Here is a 5,018-nt window from a genome sequence, read left to right as displayed (position 1 = left end):
AGTACTCCCATCCCAGATTGGCGTTTGGCAGTTCGGTCACATAATAACCATTGGCATTTGAAGCCCCAAAGTTATAAGGCCTTACACTCAAACGTCCGAGTGTAGCGTAAGGTGCTACGGATTGATTGGAAGTCTGGCCATAGCCCACACGAAGTTTTAGGTTGTTTACCCAGCTAACATCTTTCATAAAGGATTCCTTTTGAATATTCCATCCAGCAGAAATAGCCGGATAACTATTCCATTTGTGTCCCTCTGCCAATCTTGACGACGCATCGCTGCGAATAGTGGCACTCAACATATAACGGTTATCGTAAGAATACATCACACGTGCCATGTAAGACATCAATCCACTTACCCAATACGATTGATTATTAGGATCTATAGTAATATCGTCATTACTTCCGGTGGACGTTTGACCCAAATTAAAATATTGAAAAGTGTCGCCTGCAAGGTTCCTTCTGGCAATTGCAGAACTGTTATAGCTGATTTGCTCTGAAGAATATAATGCTACTGCGTTAATGGTATGCTTCTCTGCAAAAGTTCTGTCATACGACACCAGATTTTCAATAGCCCATTGCGTGGTTTGCGAATTGCTGATAGAAGCAGTATTTGGATTTGCTACATCTGCACTAAAAACGCCTATACCTGTATAACTTCCAGTATTACCTGTAATATAATTAGCACCAAGGTTTAAGCGGTACTTCAAACCTTCTACACCGGGAATTTTGACTTCACCATAGGCAGAATTGTACGATCCGAAGCCTTTAGTTCTGTTGATGTATTTGTCTCCCAGATTTCCTAAAGTTTGTTTTGTATATACCCATTGATTGTCCTGGGGCATGCTCACCACCCTTTTTGTTGTTCCATCGGCATTAAAGGGGTTCACAAGAGGCGACATACTCAACAAACCGTACATGCCTAAGCTTGCACCATCAGTAATGCTGTAGTTATTATTAGAGGTAAAGCCTACACGAAACAACTTGCCTATTTGCTGATCCAAAGAAGTACGGAAGGAGAAACGCTGGTATTGAGATAAAGGAATTGGTGCTTCATCTTTATAGTAACCCGCTCCAAATTTATAACTCCCCTTCTCAGAACCGCCCACAACACTTACATCATGGTTTTGCACCGCGGCCGTTCTGTAAAAAAGATCTTGCCAATCTGTATTTGTTGCACCGCTTATGTCTTCATCTGCCCCTGGATTCATATTTAACCCAGCTCTTTTTCGCAAAGCGATATACTTATCGGCCTGCATCATCGGATATTTCATAACATCCTTTATGCCGTAGTAGCCGCTGTAGCTAATCTGCGCCTGTTGCCCCTTACTGCCTTTTTTAGTGGTGATCAGGATGACTCCATTCGCTCCGCGTGAGCCATAAATAGCCGTTGCCGAAGCATCTTTAAGGATGTCCAGGCTAACAATATCTTCCGGACTGATGTCAGCGATCGTTCCACCAAAGGGAATACCATCAAGCACAATCAAAGGATCGTTTTCTGCGTTAATAGAACGGGTTCCGCGAATTCTGATCTGCATAGTTGATCCCGGCTTGGTTGAACTCTGTGTTAACTGTACACCCGCTACACGTCCCTGCAAAGCCTGCGAAATGTTAGCAGAAGGTACTTCGTTTAACTTAGCCCCGCTAATAGAAGCAACCGATCCCGTGACAGCTTCCTTGCGTTGGGTTCCATATCCCACAACGACTACATCTTGCAAACTCTTGGAATCTGCCAAAAGTGTAATGGCGATTACAGAACGGTTATTTACTGGATGTTCCTGACTGACAAAGCCGATAGAGGAAATCTGCAGAATGGAATTGCCCTCAGCAGATAACTGAAAATCACCACTTGCACCTGTAATGGTGCCAACTGTGGTTCCTTTCACTTTAATCGTCACACCAGGGATGGGTGCCCCGGTAGCGTCTAAAACTTTACCACGAACGGCAATCTTTTGCGCATGAAGCGACAGGGAACAGAGTGTTAGCATAGCTACCACTGCAAAAGTAAATGCACTTTTGAAATGAAACCCACTAAACTCCATCACCGTTTTGGATGAGTAGAGTGTTATTCTCATAAACTTTCGTCTAATTTGGTTCATAAAAGGTTAGAAATAATTTGGTTAGAAAATCACGGACCGGTTAAAGCCGCGCTCTTATTTAAAACTAATTTAGAAACTATTATTTAAAAATGCAATCGATTGCAAAAATAAAAATAAATTTTTATCTGTTTGCATGGTTAACAGAAGTCTATTGATTGTCAGGGGCCTGCAATCGGTTGAATATATTATAAATTGAAAATCTGCATTATTTGGATAAATAAGGCACAAATGAGATGCATTGAGGCTCAAATGATAGCAATTAAACCGTTCATAAAAAACACCCCTAAACTGCAACCGATTGCTTTTATAAAAAAGAGTATATATAATAAATACGCTAAGGATGGTGCTGATTATGAGCAGCCCGCCTTAGCGCATTACGATGAATCCTGATTAATTATAATTTTTACTCTTCAGGATAAAAATGGATATCTTCTCCTCTTTGAGTCTTTAAAACTATGTTTGGATTAGAAAAGGTTTTCTTATTTTCCCTCTTATTACTGATATAATAGCCTTTATTCCATGGTGCCACCAGGCAGAGATCATTACCTTGTTCACTAAATACACTGACCTTACTGACCTTCCCTTTCTCTAAACTCGCACTAACCAGGAATGCCCCCGCTGTACGTAACGAAGTAAAAGAGGCATCTTTTTCTTTCGGCCAGTTGGGAAACAACCTGATCTTTCTATTATATCCCTGTAAAAGGCATTCATTAATCACAGCAGGCAAAGCAAAATTCTCAAACCAGACACCCATTTTCGCCATATATTTATAATCGGAATAATCATTATAGCGTCCTCCAGTCTGCATCACAAGATCTGTAGCCGTACCATTTGGAAGAAGGCAATAGTTAACCTGTCTCTTAAAGGTTTCCAGATCCAGTTTGCCAATTCTTGCTGCTTGTAAATTAAGTAATACAAGGTCATTCCCGCCCTCATTCTGCTGGCTGCAATAGGTATTCTGCAGAATTTTTGCAGTTTCTCCCTCCGTATCTAATCCGTGATCTTCTCCCGGGAACACTGTGAATAAGGAATTGGGTAGGTTGTAAACCACCTGATCATTTTCTTCGGGTACAGAAACAAATATTTTTCCATAATCCTTTGACATCGTAGTGGGATAATCAGGATAGTTCTCCAATATATCATCAACTTGAGCCAGCAATTGCTTTTCAGTTTTTGTTTTTCCAAGAATGACGGTGGCCTTCTTAAAAGCCTCAAAAGCAAATTTAGTGAGGGTCAGATCAACAATGCCGTCATAATTATACTTAAATCCAGGTCTTAAACCATAAAGTTCAGGAGGCACAGTAGGGAAGATATGATATTTATGGTCTTTCCAACCGGTTGGATCAACCGCATCTTTTCTCTGCATATAGGCCGTTAGAAATTGAACCGCCTCTTTAATCGGCTGATAAGCCCTGTTCTTCAAGAAATCCTGATCTCCTGAATACAGATAGTGCCACCACAGTCCTTGTATCGCCCAGGGGGTCTCACTTACCTCCCAACCCCAATCAGGTACAGGGTAAGGATTCATGGTCATCTCGACCGGATACGCGGAATGTGGTATATATATTCCAGGTAAGCCATAATAGTCTTTAGCCCATGTGCGGCTAACAGGCATCAGAGATTCAACGAGATTTACATAGGGTAGATTTTTTTCCAGGTGATTGCTTGAAAAAGTCATCCAGAAAGGCTGTTGCGTATTGTAATTCATATGATAATCACCATGCCAGGCTGTACCAATGTTATTATAGCTCCAGTTGGCAAAAATACCGGGGCAACTCACTCCATCTTTTGCCGCACAGTTAAAGAAATATAGATTCTGATACCAAATCTGCTCCAAAAAATCGTCGGCAAGCCGTACAGAAGATTTACTCCAATAGCTTTTCCATGAATTCACATTAGCCTCGAAAGCATCTGCCCTATTTTTTCTGGAAATGGTATTTTTTTCATCTTCAACTGAAACCGTAGCATCTAACCCCTCTTCCAGAGAAATCGCCAGGAGAAATTCCTTATTATTGGTAAACCCAGCTTCCAGAAGGCCCATTTCTTCCCTATTTCCATTCCAGTTGATTCTTGACTTCTTAAGCAGTGAACCTTTGAGTTTTACTGCCAGTTTAAAGGCTTTATCTTTACGATCTTTCAATGAAGGATTTTGCTCATTCGCAGGCAATACCTGTCGGAAAGAAAGCATTCCCTGATCCAAATGCTCCAGGCTTTGAGACGCTGGAAATTCTTTAGGTGTGGATGGATCAGGCATAATCTTAACCCTGGTAAAAGGATGATCGATAGATCTTCCCAAACTATCTGTATAGTCCATCCACAAGCGATCTGAATGCATGTCTGTAAATATGTTCAGGAAAGTTTTCTGGTGATCACTGGTTAAAAATTTCACTTTACACAAACCGTTTGAAATGTCCAGTTCATGCCCCAGCATCGTCAATTTACGTCGGTCAAATCCAAGTAATACAGATCCACATGGAAAAGGTCGGGGATAGGATTTACTGTAATTTGCTGATGCCATATGGTTATACGCGGCATACCAGGGATCATCTGTAAGATTTTTAAGCCCAGCTGGTATCTGCTTTACCCGATCAAAGACCTCCCGGAAGGTACCCAGCTTTTCTTTGTTCTGTTCGGCAATCCTGATGTCCCACACATTATTGTGCCCAAAATAAAATACTACAGCGTCTGGCCTGGTGGTAACCACTACCCCCATCCCCCCATTTCCGAGTAAGGCACCTTCAAAGAAATCCGGCGCAGGTTTATTATAAGTTAATGTATGTTTTTTGGCAGCTTCTACTCCCGGTAATTGTGCTGCAGCAGGCTGCGAAAAGATCAGGCAAACCATAAGGAAAGAGAATGAAAGGAAAAAAGAGGCAGGTTTCATACAATGATTTGGTTAGTGTAATACTAGAATCAAAAATAC

General features: G+C 41.4%; 2 protein-coding genes. Both read right to left on the bottom strand.

The window, feature by feature from the left end:
* On the bottom strand, window positions 1-2,071 hold a 2,071-nt coding region (locus VNZ46_RS25655; RefSeq protein ID WP_325563930.1), incomplete at its 3' end, for a SusC/RagA family TonB-linked outer membrane protein.
* A gap of 427 nt (window positions 2,072-2,498) precedes the next feature.
* Entirely contained in the window at window positions 2,499-4,979 is a 2,481-nt protein-coding gene (locus VNZ46_RS25650) for a glycosyl hydrolase family 95 catalytic domain-containing protein (protein ID WP_325563928.1), read from the bottom strand.
* Window positions 4,980-5,018 lie beyond the last annotated feature (39 nt).

Origin of the sequence: Pedobacter sp. (assembly GCF_035566355.1) — a bacterium.
Taxonomy (GTDB): Bacteria; Bacteroidota; Bacteroidia; order Sphingobacteriales; family Sphingobacteriaceae; genus Pedobacter.
The sequence above is the reverse complement of the archived record's forward strand: the minus strand, read 5'-3'. Positions and strand labels throughout refer to the sequence as shown.

Coding starts and splice junctions, on each gene's coding strand:
- VNZ46_RS25650 (WP_325563928.1), bottom strand. CDS start 4,979: ATGAAACCTGCCTCTTTTTTCCTTTCATTCTCTTTCCTTATGGTTTGC.